The organism is Actinoplanes sp. NBRC 101535 (assembly GCF_030269225.1).
Taxonomy (GTDB): domain Bacteria; phylum Actinomycetota; class Actinomycetes; order Mycobacteriales; family Micromonosporaceae; genus Actinoplanes; species Actinoplanes rectilineatus.
On the sequence record NZ_BSSY01000019.1, the window covers coordinates 174,619 to 191,779 of the forward strand.

Annotated in this window: 20 protein-coding genes; 10 read left to right on the plus strand and 10 right to left on the minus strand. The window is 71.5% G+C overall.

Annotated features, from left to right (window positions below):
* Nucleotides 1–166: 166 nt before the first annotated feature.
* Complete coding sequence (locus QSK32_RS37190; RefSeq protein WP_285474593.1) at nt 167–1,312, plus strand: lycopene cyclase family protein; 1,146 nt, start codon at nt 167–169, stop codon at nt 1,310–1,312.
* A gap of 265 nt (nt 1,313–1,577) precedes the next feature.
* Nucleotides 1,578–2,627, plus strand: coding sequence for a lysylphosphatidylglycerol synthase transmembrane domain-containing protein (locus QSK32_RS37195; protein ID WP_285474594.1), 1,050 nt, complete (start codon nt 1,578–1,580; stop codon nt 2,625–2,627).
* 150 nt (nt 2,628–2,777) lie between these two features.
* Here the strand turns inward: QSK32_RS37195 and QSK32_RS37200 are convergent, their stop codons facing one another.
* Both QSK32_RS37200 and QSK32_RS37205 read right to left on the minus strand, forming a co-directional pair.
* A complete protein-coding gene (locus tag QSK32_RS37200) occupies nt 2,778–3,683 on the minus strand; it encodes a hypothetical protein (RefSeq protein WP_285474595.1) in 906 nt (301 codons plus the stop codon).
* A complete protein-coding gene (locus QSK32_RS37205) occupies nt 3,680–4,285 on the minus strand; it encodes a TetR/AcrR family transcriptional regulator (protein ID WP_211275628.1) in 606 nt (201 codons plus the stop codon). Before QSK32_RS37205 ends, QSK32_RS37200 begins: the two co-directional genes overlap by 4 nt.
* Nucleotides 4,286–4,418: 133 nt before the next feature.
* Between QSK32_RS37205 and QSK32_RS37210 the strand changes: the two genes are divergently transcribed.
* The gene (locus QSK32_RS37210) at nt 4,419–4,784 is read left to right on the plus strand and encodes a DUF488 domain-containing protein (RefSeq protein WP_285474596.1); all 366 of its coding nucleotides are present in this window, start codon (nt 4,419–4,421) and stop codon (nt 4,782–4,784) included.
* Nucleotides 4,785–4,791: 7 nt separating this feature from the next.
* On the opposite strand, the gene QSK32_RS37215 is transcribed toward QSK32_RS37210, so the two are convergent.
* Together QSK32_RS37215 and QSK32_RS37220 are read right to left on the minus strand one after the other, a co-directional pair.
* The gene (locus QSK32_RS37215) at nt 4,792–5,673 is read right to left on the minus strand and encodes an NAD(+)/NADH kinase (protein ID WP_285474597.1); all 882 of its coding nucleotides are present in this window, start codon (nt 5,671–5,673) and stop codon (nt 4,792–4,794) included.
* Nucleotides 5,670–6,725, minus strand: a complete 1,056-nt coding sequence (locus QSK32_RS37220; protein WP_045748048.1) for an SPFH domain-containing protein — start codon at nt 6,723–6,725, stop codon at nt 5,670–5,672. The genes QSK32_RS37215 and QSK32_RS37220 overlap by 4 nt, the downstream gene beginning before the upstream one ends.
* A gap of 69 nt (nt 6,726–6,794) precedes the next feature.
* Between QSK32_RS37220 and QSK32_RS37225 the strand changes: the two genes are divergently transcribed.
* The 4 genes from QSK32_RS37225 to QSK32_RS37240 all read left to right on the plus strand — a co-directional run bounded on the left by QSK32_RS37225 (nt 6,795) and on the right by QSK32_RS37240 (nt 9,938).
* Nucleotides 6,795–7,484: an NUDIX hydrolase gene (locus tag QSK32_RS37225; protein ID WP_045748049.1), complete on the plus strand. Its 690-nt coding sequence runs from the start codon at nt 6,795–6,797 to the stop codon at nt 7,482–7,484.
* 250 nt (nt 7,485–7,734) lie between these two features.
* A complete protein-coding gene (locus QSK32_RS37230; RefSeq protein ID WP_045748050.1) occupies nt 7,735–8,133 on the plus strand; it encodes an SRPBCC family protein in 399 nt (132 codons plus the stop codon).
* A 165-nt stretch (nt 8,134–8,298) separates the two neighbouring features.
* Nucleotides 8,299–9,204, plus strand: coding sequence for a dioxygenase family protein (locus tag QSK32_RS37235; RefSeq protein WP_285474598.1), 906 nt, complete (start codon nt 8,299–8,301; stop codon nt 9,202–9,204).
* Nucleotides 9,205–9,272: 68 nt separating this feature from the next.
* On the plus strand, nt 9,273–9,938 hold the full coding sequence (locus QSK32_RS37240) for a nucleoside/nucleotide kinase family protein (RefSeq protein ID WP_245674384.1): 666 nt from the start codon (nt 9,273–9,275) through the stop codon (nt 9,936–9,938).
* Here the strand turns inward: QSK32_RS37240 and QSK32_RS37245 are convergent.
* Nucleotides 9,935–10,330 carry a nuclear transport factor 2 family protein gene (locus tag QSK32_RS37245; RefSeq protein WP_285474599.1) on the minus strand — a complete coding sequence of 132 codons (396 nt, stop codon included), beginning with the start codon at nt 10,328–10,330 and terminating at the stop codon, nt 9,935–9,937. The two genes, QSK32_RS37240 and QSK32_RS37245, sit on opposite strands and share 4 nt — an antisense overlap.
* 104 nt (nt 10,331–10,434) lie before the next feature.
* Between QSK32_RS37245 and QSK32_RS37250 the strand changes: the two genes are divergently transcribed.
* Together QSK32_RS37250 and QSK32_RS37255 are read left to right on the plus strand one after the other, a co-directional pair.
* Nucleotides 10,435–10,872: a MarR family winged helix-turn-helix transcriptional regulator gene (locus QSK32_RS37250; RefSeq protein ID WP_045748434.1), complete on the plus strand. Its 438-nt coding sequence runs from the start codon at nt 10,435–10,437 to the stop codon at nt 10,870–10,872.
* Nucleotides 10,869–11,264 (plus strand): VOC family protein, encoded by a 396-nt coding sequence (locus QSK32_RS37255; protein ID WP_045748435.1) that lies wholly within the window; start codon nt 10,869–10,871, stop codon nt 11,262–11,264. The genes QSK32_RS37250 and QSK32_RS37255 overlap by 4 nt, the downstream gene beginning before the upstream one ends.
* Here the strand turns inward: QSK32_RS37255 and QSK32_RS37260 are convergent.
* Genes QSK32_RS37260 through QSK32_RS37270 form a run of 3 tightly spaced genes read right to left on the minus strand, consistent with a single transcriptional unit; the run spans nt 11,216 to nt 14,651 of the window.
* Nucleotides 11,216–12,556 carry an NtaA/DmoA family FMN-dependent monooxygenase gene (locus QSK32_RS37260; protein ID WP_285474600.1) on the minus strand — a complete coding sequence of 447 codons (1,341 nt, stop codon included), beginning with the start codon at nt 12,554–12,556 and terminating at the stop codon, nt 11,216–11,218. The genes QSK32_RS37255 and QSK32_RS37260 overlap by 49 nt on opposite strands.
* On the minus strand, nt 12,553–13,800 hold the full coding sequence (locus tag QSK32_RS37265; RefSeq protein WP_285474601.1) for an LLM class flavin-dependent oxidoreductase: 1,248 nt from the start codon (nt 13,798–13,800) through the stop codon (nt 12,553–12,555). The genes QSK32_RS37260 and QSK32_RS37265 overlap by 4 nt, the downstream gene beginning before the upstream one ends.
* The gene (locus QSK32_RS37270; protein ID WP_285474602.1) at nt 13,800–14,651 is read right to left on the minus strand and encodes an LLM class flavin-dependent oxidoreductase; all 852 of its coding nucleotides are present in this window, start codon (nt 14,649–14,651) and stop codon (nt 13,800–13,802) included. The genes QSK32_RS37265 and QSK32_RS37270 overlap by 1 nt, the downstream gene beginning before the upstream one ends.
* 100 nt (nt 14,652–14,751) lie before the next feature.
* Here QSK32_RS37270 and QSK32_RS37275 point away from each other — a divergent pair, with 100 nt between their 5' ends.
* A complete protein-coding gene (locus QSK32_RS37275; RefSeq protein WP_285474603.1) occupies nt 14,752–15,681 on the plus strand; it encodes a WD40 repeat domain-containing protein in 930 nt (309 codons plus the stop codon).
* Here the strand turns inward: QSK32_RS37275 and QSK32_RS37280 are convergent.
* On the minus strand, nt 15,659–16,318 hold the full coding sequence (locus tag QSK32_RS37280) for a hypothetical protein (protein WP_285474604.1): 660 nt from the start codon (nt 16,316–16,318) through the stop codon (nt 15,659–15,661). The two genes, QSK32_RS37275 and QSK32_RS37280, sit on opposite strands and share 23 nt — an antisense overlap.
* Nucleotides 16,319–16,349: 31 nt before the next feature.
* The coding region (locus tag QSK32_RS37285; RefSeq protein ID WP_285474605.1) for a zinc ribbon domain-containing protein at nt 16,350–17,161 on the minus strand (812 nt) is incomplete at its 5' end.

A 17,161-nucleotide genomic window follows, 5' to 3' on the forward strand; every position in this document is an offset into this window, starting at 1 on the left:
TCCGGGAATGGAGCGCGCCCGTCCTGGCACGGGGGAACCGGGACGGGCGCGTCACGATCCATGATCGTTGATGATGGTCGAGTTGGCAAGTTTTCGCCGTAATCACAGTTTTTCTACCCTCGACACACGGGATGTCTGGTTGGGTGCCGTGGCTGATAATGGCGCGATGGACGTAGACCTCGCCCTCGTCGGCAACGGCGGGGCCGCCTCGCTGCTGCTCGACGCGCTCGCCCGCCACGGGATACGTGACCTGCGGATCGCCACGATCGATCCGGGCGACGGCGACCGTCATCGCACGTGGGCGTTCTGGACCGGCGCGACCGATGACCTCGATCCGGTCCTGGAGGCGTCGTGGACCGCCGTCGACCTCTACGCCCCGCAACGTCGCACTCTCGAACTCGGGCCGACACGATATGCGATGGTGCGGTCGGCTCCGGTCTTCGCGCGGGCGGAGCAGGCCGCCGACCGGCTGGGCGTGAAACAGATCATCGCCCGAGCCGCGGAGGTGCTCGACGAGGGCACGGCGGTCACGGTCCGCGATCCTCACGGCGATGTCATCGTACGAGCAGAGTGGGTGCTCGATTCCCGCCCCGCAAAACCGGCGCGCCCCGGGCGAACGTCGTGGTTGCAGCATTTCCGGGGCTGGTGGGTGCGCTCGGCCGAGCCGGTGTTCGACCCCCGGTCGGCGGTGCTGATGGACTTCCGCACACCACAGCCTCCGCGAGGCGTGTCGTTCGGCTATGTCCTGCCGACCGGGGCGCACACGGCGCTGATCGAGTACACCGAGTTCTCGCCGCAGCGGCTGGAAGACGCGGCGTACGTGGAGGCGCTGTCCGCGTACACCCGAGGTCTTGGTCTCGACCCTGACAAGCTGCTGGTCGAGCAGGTGGAGGACGGGGCGATCCCGATGACCGACGCCCCGTTCACCCTCCGGCCGTCGCCGCGGGTGGTACGCCTCGGCACCGCCGGCGGCGCAACCCGGCCCTCCACCGGTTACACCTTCTCGGCGATGCGCCGGCAGGCCGACCAGATCGCGGCCGCTCTGGCCCGCGGTGGCGACCCGGTGCCGAACCCCGCCTATCCCCGGCGTCATCTGTGGATGGACGCGGTAGCCCTACGCGCCTGGGACCGCGGCTTGGTGCCCGCACCAGCCTTCTTCGAGCGCCTGTTCATGCGCAACTCCCCCTCTCGCGTGCTGCGTTTCCTCGACGGCCGGACCTCCCCCACGGAAGAGGTCGCCCTGATGGCGTCGACGCCGCTGCTACCCATGACCCGAGCCGCAGCAGGCGACCTGCTCGCCCGATTCCGATAGGCGCCGTGCCCGCCCGAACCGGTCGACGGCCCACTCACCCGAAACCGCTGTCGTCGACGGCGGCCGACGGCCCGGGCACAAGGCCGGGTATCACGCCGCGGCTTCCACTGACGATGTCGGCACGACGACATCGCGCGCCCACGACGACGTCCCCGATAGCGGTCGACTCGGCCCGGCAGGGCGGTGAAGGGGTCTGCGGCTCAGTAACGGGGCTGGACTGCCGAATGGCGGGTATGGCACCCGATGAGCAACGCTGAGGCCACTGATGACGACGCCGCCCGCGCTGTCGCGGGAGCATCCGCTACCCGCTCAGGACGGTGCGCCCTGGTGGCGGCGGGGGTCGACACTCGCGTGCCTCGTGGCGGTCATCCTCGGCGTCGAACTGTTCCTCGGATGGCCCGCGTTGACACAGGCGCTGCACTATCTGCGTACCCCTGACAAGGGCTGGGTGGCAGCGGCGGTGGCTGCGGAGATCGCCTCGATGGGCACCTACGCCCGCATGCAACGTGCTCTCCTGCACGGCGCCGGGACGAAGGTGAGCATCCGGCGGCACGCCGCCATGGCCTACGCCTCGCATTCGCTGAGCGTGACGCTTCCCGGCGGGCCGGTCTTCTCCACGACGTTCAACTTTCGGCAGATGCGCCGGTACGGGGCCTCGCCCGCCGAGGCCTCGTGGTGCATCGCGCTCAGCAGCGTCCTGTCCACCGGCGCGCTGATCCTGGTCGGCGCCGCCGGCGGGCTGCTCGCGCGGAACACCACCGACTGGCAGACGCTGGTCGGGTACGGGCTGATCGCGATCGCCATCACCGCGGCGGTCCGTGTCCTGGCCAAGCATCCGCAGTGGCTGGAAGGGCCGGTGCGGCGGCTGCTCGGGTCCGTCAACAAGGTCCGGCACCGGCCACCCGAGCACGGCGCCGACCGACTGTTCGGTTTTGTCGGACAGTTGCGGGCGGTGCGTATCCATCCGGTCCGGTTCGCGGTCGCGTCGCTGCTCGCCATGGCGAACTGGCTGTTCGACGCGCTGTGCCTGTGGATGTGCTGCGTGGCGGTCGGCGCCGACCGGATCAGTCCGATCCCGTTGCTCATCGCGTACTGCGCGGGGATGGCCGCGGCGAGCGTCCCGATCGTGCCGGGCGGGCTCGGCGTGATCGACGCCGCGCTGGTGCTGGGCCTGGTCGCAGCCGGGTTGGACAGTGCTTCGGCGGTCGCGGCGGTCGTGCTCTACCGCATCATCAGTTTCGGATTCATCATCGGCCTCGGCTGGCTGGTCTGGCTGATTCTGCGACGGCGTGCCCGGACCTCGGCGGCCACCTGACCCACACCCGCTTGGAGGAACGCCAAGCCCGCCGACGCTCGACGGTCGCGGCGCTGACCCTCCGAGGGGAGACGCACGAGCGGCGACCAGCCGACTCGGACGGCCCGGCACGCGGTCGGCAAACCCCCGAGAAGACGCGCCGGGAGCTGCTCAGCCGTTGCGGTGGTGCTTCTTCACGAAGGTGTATCCCGGTGCCAGGGCTCCCGAACCTATCTGCTCGTTCTCCACGGCCCGCTGGTGCAGTTCGAGCTGTTTCGTCGACGGCTCGGCCCCGGGCGGCAGTTTCCGGATGAACCCGGCGACCCAGTGGTCACGCCGGTCGTAACCCTCCCCGGTGCCCTCGCCGTGTTCGCCGGGGGCGTCCACCGGCTCGATCAGCGGCGCGTAGAACAGCATGTCGACCACGTCGGCCCCCTCGGCCGCCGGGTACACCGGTTTGCCCTCGTCGTCGAGGCTGCCCGGCACCCGGGTCACGTAGCCTTCCCGGATCAGCTGGTCGACCGCGTTCTTCAGCAGGAACGCGCCTTTGGCCCCGCGCCCGAGACCGCTGCGCTTCGGCAGGTCCACCTCGGGGAACACCGCGCTGCCGTCGTCGTAGACCCGCCCGAGCTGCCGGATCGTCCGCAGCACCTGCCCGCGGTTGGAGATACCGGGGTCGAAGTCGCGGGTGATCACCGCCGGGTCGAACTCGTGGAAATACGCGACCCCGTCGATGCGCAGCGGCTCGTCGAGGGGGATCGTCCGCAGCACGATCTCCTCCCTGCCGGGGTGCCAGGACACCGCGACGAGCGTGCCGGTCCGCACGTCGGACGGCCACGTGAGGCCGGCGAGCCGCCAGCCACCGTCCGGGTCGGCGGAGCGTACCCGCGCGCCGTCGAACGTCTGCTTGGTCGCGGTGACGCCCTCGGTCCGGTGGTCGAGCACGACCACGATCTGTTCCCGGTCGCCGACCGCGTCGGCGATGTCGGCCGGAATGCCGCACGCGGCGTCCTCAAGGTCGGCGCGCCAGAGGGTCACGCGCCGGGTGAGCGCCTTCATGCCCCACCTCCAGATCATCGCTCGGCCTGCCGACGATACCCGGCAAGACGCTGGTGAATACCGGTGCGGGCGCGGTCGTAGGCACTCGGATCGCCGCGCAGCAGTGACATCGCGTTGGCCGCCTCCATGAGCGCGTACAGCTCGAAGGCGAGTTGCGGGGCGTGGTCCGGGCCGACCCCGTCGAGGGTGGCGGCGCTGCGTTCCAGCACGGTCAGCCAGTCCCCCATCGCGGCGGCCAGCTCGTTGCGGACCTTGCCGGGGCGGGCGTCGAACTCCGCGCCGGCCTGGGCGAAGAAGCATCCTCCGGCGAAGACCCGGTCCTTCGAGTACGCCAGCCAGCGCTCACACAGAGCCTCGAGGCGTCCGACACCGGCCGGAGCAGCCAGGGCGGGCACCAGCACCCGGGCCGCGAAGACGTCCCGTGCCGCTCGGATGACCTCGACCTGCAGATCGTCCTTCGACCCGAAGTGGGCGAACAGGCCGCTCTTGCTGATTCCCAGGCCGGTGGCGAGCCGGCCGATGGAGAGTGACTCCAGTCCCTCGCAGGAGGCCAGGTCCACGGCGTGGGCCAGGATCGCCTCGCGGGTGCGGTCGCCCCTGGCACGGCGTCCATCGATCACGGGTGACATTTTGGCACGACCGTTCGTAAAGATCTGAGGAGGATCCGCCCGACACGTGACGGCGTTGCCGCCCACCGGGGACCGCCCTCCCACTCGCCGAGCCGATCTTGGCGGATCGCCGTAGCATGCGGACATGGCGTTCCAGGTGAAACGAATCCACGACGAAGCAGGCGAATCCGACGGGTTCCGGGTCCTGGTCGACCGGCGGTGGCCCGAGGACATCACCGAGGAGCAGGCCGCGCTGGACCTGTGGGCCGAGGACGCCGCCCCGAGCAGCGGACTGTGGGCCTGGTCCCAGGAGAACCCGGACGAGTTCACCGAGTTCAGCCGGCGGTACCGCGCCGAACTCGACGCCAACCCCGAAGCGGTCGCGGCCCTGCGCAAGCGGGAGTCCGATCACGCCACGGTGACCCTGCTGCACAGCGGTCCCGACACTGCGAACAACCACGCGCGCCTGCTCGCCGATTACCTGGCCTCGCACCCGACCTTCCTTTCGTAGACCCGCTTCACAGCAGCCGCAGACGACGGTCGGCGACGCCCACCCGGATCCGCTGACCCCAGGTGAGCGGCAACGCGTCCGCCTCGAGACCGTCGGCGAACGCCACCAGCCGTTCCGACTCGCTGCTCAACTCCAGCTCCTGCCCGGCCCGCATCACCCCGGCGACCTGACCGACTCCGGTCGCCGGGGACGGCCAGGCCTCCCGCACATACCAGCAGACCGCCGGATCGGCGGGCCCCGGCATCGGCGGGGCGACCGCGCGGTCCCGGGCGATCGAGGCACACCACCCGGTGGCGCCCGTGCCGGTGCCGACGATCAGCCCCGACGACGACTGCCGCTCGCGGACGCCCTCCGGGCTGGTCAGCACATAGCGGGCGGACTGGTGACCGGCATGACCGACATAGATCTCGTTGAGCCCGAACAGTTCCTGCCCGTCGTCGAGCCGGGCGACCACCATCGTCCGTTCCTGTCCACCGTCGCGCCGCCGCAGCAGCCCCGCCACCGCACCGGCCTCGTGCCGGACCAGCACGCCGGCGTTACGTCCCGGCTCCGGGTCGACACCGATCACCGGCTGCCCGTGCAGGTATTTCGCCACGTTTGCCACCAGGCCGTCCTGCCCGACGGCGACCACCACGTCCTCCGGGGCGAACAGGAACCGTGGCAGGTCGGCCCGCTCGACGTGACCACGCCGCCAGTCGCCCGGAACCGCCGCGCCGACCGCCGTCAACGCCGCGGTCAGCGCCTCGTGGCGGGCGGTCACCTCGTCCAGGTCACGGCCACGCTCGCGCAGGAAGAAGGACGCGGCGCCGCGGGTGCCGTGCCGGGCGAGCAGCTCGTCGAGCTCGCTGCGCCGCGACACGACCACCACGCGCGGAGTGAGGGTGCTCACCCGAGTCGCCCGACCAGCTTGCTGATCATGTCGGGGGTGACCGTCAGCTCGTTGATCGCGGGCAGCTGACCGGCCAGTTCCTTGAGGGCCAGCGCCTGCAGAACGGCCGGTGGGAGGTCACGGTAGGCCGCCAGCCGAGCGGCCTCCGCCTCCGCCTCGGCGAGACCGACGAGACGGGCGCCGGCGGCACGGGCCTCATCGCGGACCCGATCGGCGTCAGCCTCGGCGGCCGCAGCGCGCCGCACCCGCTCGGCCTCGGCGGCGCTCGCGACCTCCTGCCGATCGGCGTCGGCCCGCGCGGCCACCAGCTGCGACTCGGCATCCAGCTCGGCCTCGCGACGGGTGTTGGCGCCGCGCTGCTCGACCAGCTGCTGCTCGCGGCGGGCCAGCTCGATCTTGCTCTGCAACTCGTTCTCCGCGATGGCCTGCTCCTGCTGCACGGCGTGTGCCCGGCGCGCGTAGGTGGCCCGGTCGGCGTCCTGCTGCACCGCCTCGCGGGTGGGCGTCTGCAGCGCACGCTCGAGATCGGGCTCCGGCCGGATCGCGACGACACGGGCGCTGACCACTGACACGCCGGTCTCGGTGAGCCGCGGGTCGGAGGCGAGCGCGTCGGCGACCGACTGCCGGATCGGGGCGATGCCGGTGGTCAGCGCCTCGGCCAGCGGAAGGCGCGCCAGCAGGTCGAGCGCGGGCTGCTGGGCCAGCTCGGCGAGCAGCCCGGCCACCTGGTCGAGTGGCTGACCGCGCCAGACGCCCTTGTAGGGGTCGATGGAGAAGTCCAGCCGGGAGGCCGCCGCGGCCGGGTCGCTCACCCGGTAGGTCACCGTGGCCTGCACGGTCACGTCGGCGAAGTCCTCGGTGCGGGCGTGGAAGAGCAGTGGCAGCTCACGGTCGTCGACCGGGACCTCGGACAGCACCGCGGTCAACGGCCGGTACCAGAAGGAGAGGCCGGTGCCGGCGCGTTTCGCCTGGCCGCCGACGGTGTGGCTGACCCAGCTGGTCGGCGCCGCCCGCAAGTGGCGAAGGTGCAGCCGTCGTGTCACGTCAGCCATGTCGTGCCGTCCTCTCACCGTTCAATTTCGTCATGGCGACGATAAAGCGTGGGCGCTATTATCGTCAACATGACGAACAGCGTGGTGCTGCTCACCGTCGACCTGGTGCTGCTCACCATCCGGGCCGGCGACCTGCAGGTGCTGCTCATCCGCCGCGGCATCCCGCCCTTCGAGGGTTTCTGGGCGCTGCCCGGCGGATTCGTCCTGCCCGACGAGGATCTCGACGACGCCGCGGCCCGCGAGCTCACCGAGGAGACCGGGCTCGACCCACAGGCCGGCCACCTGGAGCAGCTGGGCACCTACGGCTCCCCGTTCCGAGATCCACGGGGCCGGGTGGTGACCGTCGCCTATCTGGCCCTGCTCCCCGACCTGCCGACCCCGGTCGCCGGTGGCGACGCGGCCGGAGCCGCCTGGCGTCCCTACTCCGAGTTGCTCGACGGCGGCCTGGCCTTCGATCACGACGACATCCTCGACGACGGGGTGGAGAGGGCACGCTCCAAGCTGGAATACACGCCGCTGGCCGCCGCCTTCTGCCCACCCGTGTTCACCGTGGCCGATCTGCGCGGCGTCTACGAGTCGGTGTGGGACGTCCAGATCGACCCCCGCAACTTCCACCGCAAGGTCACCGGCGCCGACGGCTTCGTCGAACCCACCGGCCAGACCGCCAGCCGCGACCGCGGCCGACCAGCCCAGCTCTTCCGGCGAGGCCCGGCGAGGTTGCTGCACCCACCCCTGCTGCGGCCGCAGGACCAGGGCTGACCGTCACTCTCCTTCGGGGGTACGCGCCACACCTCCCACAACCGCAGACCACCTGCCCCGTGACTCCCTCCGCGATCCGGTCGCGGTGCAGAGCCGCAGCGCGGGCGCCGGGGCATGCGCGCTGATCACCTACCTGAGCGAACCCTGGTCCACGGCGGCGCAGTCGCCACGGAGGGTGACGGGGAACGGGCGGCGCGGCTGATCGGGCCAGCGTCCGGCGGGATCGGCGTACCGCTGCGATGATGGGCCGATGTCGACAGAATCCCGGCACCTGAGTGTGTTCATCGACCGATCAGTCGCGGACGTCTACGCGTTCGTCTCCGATCCCACCAACCTGCCGAGCTGGGCGCCCGGCCTCGGCGGGACGGTCACCCAGGAGGACGGCGCCTGGTTCGTCGACACTCCGGTGGGCCGCGCCCGGATCACGTTCGCGCCGCGTAACGACTTCGGCGTCCTCGACCACGAGGTGGTGACACCGTCCGGTGAGACCGTCTACATGCCGGTCCGGGTCATCACCCACGGCGACGGCAGTGAGGTGATTTTCACCGTACGCCGCCAGCCTGGCATGACCGATGAGGATTACCAGCGGGACCTCGACGCGGTCTCCACCGATCTCGGCCTCCTGCGGAAGATTCTGGCGGCCGGCTGAGCCCGTACCCGTGAAGGATCGCGGGTGCGGGCTCAGCGCGCGGGTTTCCGGAGAGCGGGTTTCCGGAGAGAGGGTGCCCACAGGCCCCGGACAGGTTTCATCGAGGCATTTCCAAGTATCGATATCTAGCGTCGGCGGGTCCCATCCCACGAGGAGGATCCATCCATGCATGATGACGACGAACCCGTCGGTCGTGTCCTGAGCCGGCGACAGGCACTCGCCGTGCTCGGACTGGCCGGTGCCGGGGCGAGCGCCGCGGTCGCCCTGGCCGGGAACGGCACCGCAGCACAAGCCGGCACGGCGACCGCCACCGTGGTCGACTGTGTCGTCAAACCCGAGATGACCGAGGGTCCCTACTACGTCGACGAGGGCCTGGAACGCTCGGACATCCGGATCGACACGGCCGACGGCACGGTCTCCGACGGCACGGTCTTCAGCCTCGACATCGACGTCCTGCAGATCGCCGACGGTCTGTGCTCGGCACTGCCGGGCGCCATCGTCGACATCTGGCACTGTGACGCCTACGGGGTCTACTCCGACGTCGCGGCCAACGACTCGGTCGGCCACGACTTCCTGCGCGGCTACCAGGTCAGCGACGCGCGGGGGCGGGTGCGGTTCACCACCGTGCTGCCCGGCTGGTACATGGGCCGGACCGTGCACTTCCACATCAAGATCCGGACGACCGGGACGGACGGGAACCCGTACGAGTTCACGTCGCAACTCTTCTTCACCGACGAGTTCAACGCGGCCTACCTGGCGACCGACCCGTACGCGGCGAAGGGCACCCCGGACACGACCAACGCCACGGACGGCATCTACCAGGAGGCCGGGGCGCAGATGGTGCTCGCGCCGCGGCGGCAGCGGGCCGGCTGGACCGCCTGCTTCACGATCGGCATGGACCTGTCGGACACGTCGGTCGGCGACGACGACAGCGGTGGCGGCCCGGGCGGCCCCGGCGGTCCGGGAGGCCCGAGCGGTCCCCCGCCGTCCGGCCCGCCGCCGTCCGGTTCCCCGTCCCCGACCCCGTCCGAGTCGGTGACGCCCACGCCGTCCGAGTCGGCGTCGGCCTGACATCTCGAAAGGCGGGCGGCGCCGGGGTGCCCCGGCGCCGCCTGTCCCGACACCGCCACACTGAACCCGTGATCAGCTCTCCGCGCCGGCAGGCCGTCCTCGCCACGATCGCCGGGCGCATCCCGGCCGCCCGGGGCACGGCACCTGTCCTGGTGGCGATCGACGGCCCCGACGGCTCCGGCAAGACCGTCGCCGCCGACGCGCTGGCCACGACGGTCCGCGCGCTCGGGCGTGAGGTCGTCCGCATCTCGCTCGACGACTTCCACCATGTCCGGGCGGTCCGTTACCGGCGGGGCCGGCACTCCCCGGAGGGTTTCTGGCAGGACTCCTACGACTATCCGCGGTTCCGCGAGTTCGTCCTGGAGCCGTTCGCGCCGGGCGGTTCGCGGCGATACCGGCCCGCCGGCCACGACCTGGCTACCGATGAACTGCTCACCCCGGAGCCGCGGACCGCCGGCCCGGCGAGTGTCCTGATCGTCGACGGCCTCTTCCTGCAGCGCACCGAACTGGCCGGCACCTGGGATCTGACGGTCTTCCTGGACGTGCCCTTCGCGGAGACGGCGCGCCGGATGGCGATCCGCGACGGGTCCAGCCCGGATCCTTCGGATGCGGCCTTTCAGCGGTACGCCGGAGCCCAGCGCATCTACTTCAAGGAGTGTTCGCCGCAGCAGAACGCGGACATCCTCGTGGACAACGAGGATGTGACCGCGCCCCGCATCGTGCACGGCGCTTAGGGAACGAGTCGTTTCAGGTCGGGCACCGGCGCCTCCCACAGCGGGGTGCCGCCGACCCGGGAGATCCGCCAGCCGTGCGCGGTCCGGACGGCCGTCAGGTGGTACCGCTCGCCGAACAGGTTCGACGAGCCGCCCTCCCGGATGAAGACGACAAGCAGGTTCGCGTCGATGGTCGCGGTCGCCCCGTCGACGGTGATCAGCTGGTTGGTGAGGAAGCTCTGCGTCATCACCCCGTCCGGCCGGTTCGTCTGTGCCTTCTCCACCAGCGCCGCCAGCCCGCGCGCCTCCCCCGTCGGTGTGGCGACCACGGCGTCCTCGGTGAACACCGACGCCATCGCGTCGTAGCGCTTCTCGTCGAGCACCCGGACCAGGCGGGATGCCAGCTCGCTCAATTCAAGTTCCACAGCAGACCCCATTTCATTGGTACGACCAATGTTGGCACCTCCAACACTAGCGGATCGTTGGTCGCACCAACAAGACCGGTACGCTGATCGGCATGACGACGCTCCGCCACGTGCCGAGCTGGCTGATCGGCCAGGCCTCGATGCACAGCCACCGGCTGCTGGCCGAGGGATTCGCCACCGCAGGCGCCCGCGGCTACCACTACCGGCTGCTGGCCGCGCTCGCCGCCGCCGGTCCGGCCAGCCAGGCCACGCTCGGCCGGGCCACCGGCATCGACCGCAGTGACGTGGTCGCCGCCCTCAACGAGATGACCGCGCAGCGGCTGATCGAACGCACCCCGGACCCGGACGATCGCCGCCGCAACATCGTCACGCTCACCCCGGCGGGCGAACGCCACCTGGCCACCCTGGAAACGGTCCTGGCCGGCATCCAGGACGAGATCTGCGCGCCGCTGTCCGCAGCCGAACGCGACCAGCTGGTCCACCTGCTGACCAGGATCGTCGACCACCACACCGGCGAGCGCACCCCGTGAGCCGGCGCGGACAGCTGCACCACCTGGAACTGTGGCACGACGACGCCACGAACGACGACGGCCCGTGGCCCTGGTTGCTCGCGCGCTTGGGCTACACCCTGGACAGTTCCTGGCCGACCGGCCGGAGCTGGCGCCAGGGCGACGCCTACGTGGTGCTGGAGTCCGGTTCCGATCACGTACGCGGCAACACCGACCGGATCCGCAGCGGCATGAACCACGTCGCGTTCTGGGGCGGCACCCGCGCCGAGGTGGACGCCCTCGCCGCTGCGGCGCCCGCCCACGGCTGGACCCTGCTCTTCGCCGACCGGCATCCGCACGCGGGCGGCCCGGACTCCTACGCCGCCTACCTGGAGGACGCAGCCGGCTTCGAGGTGGAGATCGTGGCGGACTGAGAGATGGAGACAGCGGCCGGCTGAAGAGCCGGGAGGCCGAGGTTCTCGCGCAGGGTTCCGCGGTAGTCCGGCTTCACGATGCCGCGCCGCCGCAGCTCCGGCAGCAGCCCGTTGACCACGAAGTCGTGTTCCCGGTCGTCGGCCAGCCCGTTGAGCGACAGCACGTCCAGCACCCCGGCCCGGAACCGTTCCTCGACCGCGTCGGCCAGCTGCTCCGGCGTCCCGGCCACCGACCAGTGCCCGGTGTCCTGCGCCGCCTGGACGAGTTCCCGCAGGGTGCGCCCGTCCCGGATCAGCCGGCTGAAGATCTCCGCCCGCCCGCGGCGCCGGTTGAGCGACGCCAGATCCGGCAGCAGTGACGACGGCAGCGGGTCGTCGAGTTTCGCCTCGCTCAGGTCGACGCCGCCGCCGAGCATGTCCGCCACCAGCGCGCGCCCGGCGTCGTAGTCGATCGCCGCCAGCCGGTCCCGGACCAGCCGCTGCGCCTCCGCCTCGGTGGCGCCGTACGTCGCGTGGAAGGAACTGAAGATCAGTGGTAGCCCGGTACGCCCGTGTGCGGCGGCCTGCGAGCGGATCGCGCCGGTGAAGCGGTGTGCGTCGGCGAGACTCGGCAGGGCGGTGAAGACGATCTCGGCGTATCGGGCACCCAGCGCGATGCCGGCGGCGGACTGACCGGACTGGATCAGCACCGGCCGCCCCTGCGGGAGGGGCGGGATGTTGAGCGGTCCCTCGATCGTGAAGTGGTCGCCGGTGTGGTCGATCGGCCGGATCAGCGCCGGGTCGAGGACCGCACGACCGTCCGGCCCCGGGCGCAGCGCCCCCGGCCGCCAGCTGCCCCACAGGGCGTTCACCACGTCGAGCGTCTCGGCCGCGCGGGCGTACCGCTGCTCCGGCGACGGCAGGTCGCCCGCGCCGAAGTTCCGTTCGCCGATCGACGAGGTGACCAGGTTCCACGCGGCCCGGCCGTTGCTGACGTGGTCGAGCGTGCCGAACATCCGGGCCAGGTTGAACGGGTGGTGGAACGTGGTCGAGACCGTCGCGATCAGTCCCGCGTGCGTGGTGACCTGGGAGAGCGCGGCCACGAAGACCAGCGGCTCCTGCGCGCCGATCGTGCCCTGCGCGCCGAACTCCAGCAGGTCCGGCACGAACAGGGCGTCGATCCGGGCCGCCTCGGCGCGCGCGGCGACCAGCCGGGCGGTGTCGAGGGTGGAGCGTTCCGGGTCGAGGGCCAGCTCGTACGGCCCGGGGTGCCCGCCCGCCCCGGCGATCGTGGCGAGGAAACGCCCGGTCACGGCAGGTCCAGGTGTTCGCGCAACGTCGAGCCGGTGTACGCGGTCCGGTACAACCCCCGCTCCTGCAGCTCGGGGACGAGCTTGTCGACGATGTCCTCGACCGTCCCGGGCAGCAGCTGCGGCAGGATGTTGAAGCCGTCGACCGCGCGGGCCTCGTCGTACCTCGCCCACTCCTCGGCGATCCGCCCCGGCGTCCCGACGAACGTGCTGTGCTGCGGGGTGACCTCGATGACCAGTTCGCGGATCGAGAGCCCCCGGTCGGCGGCCAGCCGGCGCCAGCCCGCGATCCGCTCCCGCTTGCCGGTCCGGTGCTCGATCGCGATGGTGCCGCGGGACGGGTCCAGTTCGCTGTCCGACGGTTCGATGTCCGGCAACGGTCCGTCCGGATCAAAACCGGACAGATCCTTGCCCCAGTACTGTTCCAGGAAGGCCAGCGCCCGGGGCCCGTTGGTCTGTTCGCGACGGATCCACGCCGCCTTCTCGCGGGCCTCCTCCGGGGTGTCGCCGAGGATCACCTGCGCGCCGGGGAGGATGCGCACCGCGTCCGGCCGGCGACCGTGGGCGGCCAGGCGTCGACGCAGATCTTCCGCGTACCCGATGGCCTTGTCGAAGTCGGTGTTGGCGGAGAAGACCACGTCGGCGTGGCGTGCGGCCAGGTCACGGCCGCCGGCTGAGTCGCCGGCCTGGAACAGCACCGGCCGCGCGGGTACCGTCGGCGGAGCCGTCACGTCGATCAGGTCGGTGTGCCGGTCGACGGGCTCACCGGCCCACAACGCCTGGGCCGTCTCGACGAACGCGCGCGCACGTTCGTACCGTCGCTCATGGGGCAACCACCCACCGTGCCGGAAGTTCTCGCCGGTCCAGGCATTGTCCGTGGTCACGATGTTCCAGCCGGCGCGGCCGCCGGAGATCGCGTCCAGACTCGCCAGCCGGCGCGCCAGATCGGCCGGGTAGTGGTAGGTGGTGTTCTGCGTCGCGACCAGGCCGATCTTCCCGGTCTCCGCCGCCAGGGCCGCGAGCTGGGTGATCGCATCCGGTCGTCCGGCGACGTCCAGGTCGTGGATTCTTCCGCGGTTCTCGCGTACGCGTAGACCGTCCCCGAGGAAGAACGCGTCGAACAGGCCGCGCTCGAGGGTCTGCGCCGTCCGCACGAACGTGTCGATGTGGGTGTGCGGGGCGAAGTCGGGCGCGGACCAGATCAGCTGGGGTCCGACGCCGGCGAAGAAGAGTCCCAGGTGCAGCATCAGTTCTCCTGTCGCATGCCGAGCCGCTCCCGCAGCGTGGCGCCGGTGGTGGGGCGCGGGCGGACGCTCCCGATCAGCCCGCTGACGTCGGTGGTGTGCAGGCGGACGCCGTCGACCACGCCGGCGAGTTCGTCGAGCAGGCCGGGGTCCGGCTCCGGCACGTCGGCGAAGACCAGTGGTGCCCCCTCGGCGCGGGCCTTCTCCGCGCGGACCGCCACGTCGTCGAGCCCGACCAGCGCGACGTCGAGCCGGCTGGTGACGCCGAGGGTGTCCGCGCCGATCACCACGACCTGACCTTGCGGCGGGCGGGGTGTGATCAGCGGGCCGACGACCGAGAACCGGGCGCCGGTGAAGTTCACGTGGTGTACCCGGTCGGCGTCGAGGAACCGTCCGGTGGCGACGTCCCGGATCACCGCGTCGCTCTCCCACGAGTCCCACAGCCGGCGGGCCACGTCGATCACGTCCTCGAGCTCCCGGCGCAGGTCATCACCGGTCAGAACCGGTTCCCCCACCGTGGCGTACGCGTCCGCGGAGTGCTCGTCGCCGACCACCCACGCGGCCCGGCCGAGTGAGGCGTGGTCGAGCGACGCGAGCTGGGTGGCCAGGTGGAACGGTTCGGTCACGGTGGCGTGCAGGGTCGGCGCCAGCCCGATCCGGGAGGTGCGCCGGGACAGGTACGCCGCGCGGACCCCGGCCTCGATCCGCGGCGGTCCCCCGTCCGGTGGCAGCGGCGAGTCGGCGATCGTCACCAGCACGAACCCGGCCGCTTCGGCGGCGGCGACGTCCCTGGTCAGCGTGGCGACGTCGGCAGCGCCGCCGACCTCCAGCGCGAAGAGGAGTTGTCCGGTCATGCGCACCCCCGGGTGATCGCGATATACCGGTAACCCTATAGCCGAACTATGCCATCGATATTCACATGTGTCACGAGCACCGCCCTGCCACAATGATCATGTGGAGAATCCGGAGGACGTGCCCTGGGACGAGATCCTGGCGACCGCCTACAACCGGCCGACCGGCGACCAGGTCCTCAGCGCCATGCGGGCGGGCTGGTACCCGGAGCACATCGCCGAGCTCTTCCTCGAGGACGCCGACTACCACTACACCGAGTGGGGAACCGACTGCGGGTACGTGCCGGGAGTCGCCCGGCTGATCCCGTTCCTGGCCCGGATGGCGGCAGACGACGCGGTCGCCGCCGTCGAGGCGATCAGCGAGATCATGGGGTCACCCCTGGAACCCGTCGGCATCACCGACGCCGACCTCGACGCCAAGGTGGACGGCCTGCACGCGGCGGTTCAGGCGAGCCGCCCGCTGCTGGAGGAGGCCGCCCGCCGGGTGCCGGAGGTCCGCGACGAGGTGGAACGACTGCTCGGCGGGGACTACGCGGGTGCCTTCCCGCTCGAGTGGCGCGGCAAGGCTCGCCCGTTCTTCCGCGCCCCCTGGTATCGCGATCTCGGCGTCGCCGACGGCCGTCTGACCGTCGGCGCGCTGGTGCTGGACCCGGCGACCGGCGACGACCTCTCCCCGCCGCCGGAACCGCCCCCGACAGGGCTACACCGGTTGACCCGGGCTTGGCGCACCTGGCGGACTCCCCCACCGCCGTACAAAGCCCTCGCCGAGCGCGTCCGGTACACCGTCGACGGGCATCCTTTCGACGCGGTCGCCGCCGGCCGGCAGATCCTGCGGACCGACGCCTCCACCGGTGAACCGGTCGGCGAGCCGCTGCGCGGTCACCGCCGGTCCGTCTACACCATGGTCGTGATGGTGCTCGACGGCCGCCCGGTGCTGTTCAGCTCGGACGGCGGCACGATCCTGCGCTGGGACGCCGAGACCGGAGTGCCCTGGCCGATCCCGCCGGTTCTCAGTCCTCCGTCCGCCGGCTGAGGTGGGCGCTCGCCAGCACGGTCAGCCCGGTGCCGACCAGCAGCAGGGCGAGCATCAGAGCGGTCTCCGGGAACGGGCCGTCGCTCGTACCCACCGCCGTGCCGCTGCCCGCCGGCAGGGTGAGGAACAGCGCCGCCGACCGCTGGAGCAGCAGCAGGTCCTGCATCGCGGACCAGGCCGGGATCGCCAGCCCGACCAGCCCCGCCGCCGCGCACGCCGCGATCCGCTGGCGGGCCGGCGCCGCACGGACCGTCAGCGCCACCGCGAGCACCGCCAGCGCCGCGGCCAGCAGCAGCGCCCCCGCCACGAACAGCGCCCGCAGCACCGACCACTGCAGGTAGTCCGCGTCGGTGGTCAACGTCAGCAGTTCCGGCCCGGTGAGCGCCACCGACCGCGACTGCCACACCCACCACCCGGACGCGCGGATCCCCACCGCCACCGCCGCCAGCCCGAGAATCACCCGCAGCAGCAACCGCTGAAACGGCGGCACCAGGACATTCATCAACCCCGGGTGTACGCCCAGAGCGCTGGCCGCCACGAGGAACCCACCTCCGGCGAGCCAGGGACTCTCGAACAGCCCACCCACGACGGCAACAACAGCCGCGGCACAGGCGACAACCATGATCGGTGAACGCACCGAGCCAGGTTAGTGCGGTGTCCACGAGCGTTCACCGGGTGGGTGTCGGTTTGCGTTGTGGATCCTCGCGCACGGGTGTGTGCGAGCGACTCCCCTCCTGTGGTGGTGGGGCGGGCCTCCGCCGGCCATTTGACCCTGTAGGCGCTGGTGGGCGTCGGGGGTCACGCCGTGCCGTGCGGACACCGGGGAGGTGTCGTCCGGCTCGACGGTGCGTGACCACCCCATCTGTGGTGCTGTGTGGTGGGGTGGTGGTCGCGCCTCCCGGGGTGCGGGTGGCGATGGTGGACGCCGCGGCGAGGTCGCGGTGTCCGGTGAACATGCAGTGGGGGCAGGTCATGACCCTGCCCTTCGGTTTGGTGATGCGTGTGCGGCAGTGCGGGCAGGTGGACGAGGTGCCGCGTTCGTCGACCAGATGGACCCGGATCCCGGCGAGGGCGGCCTTGTCCTGCAGGATCCGCAGGGTCCGGCCGATCTGCCACTGCCGTAGCCGTAGGTTGTGACGCCGTCCGGCGGGCAGGTCGAGGACACCACGCGGGTCACCGACGGCCAATGTTCCGATCCGGTTGTCGACGGCCCAGCCGACGACCATGGCGGCGGCTTCGTGCAGGGCCTGCCGGACCCGGCGGCGGTGACGGCCCTCGACGAGCCGGGCCCGGCGCCGGGCCTTGCGCCACCGCCGTGACCCGCGCTGCCCGCGCGCCGGTGCACGTTTCGCCGTGGCTTTGCGGCGGGCTTTCGTGTCGGCCAGATGCATGCGGTGTTCGGCGCGGATCGCCCGGCCCGAGACCAGCAGGGCCCGGCCGCCGCCGGCGGTGGCGACGGCGAACGGGTGGATGATCCCCG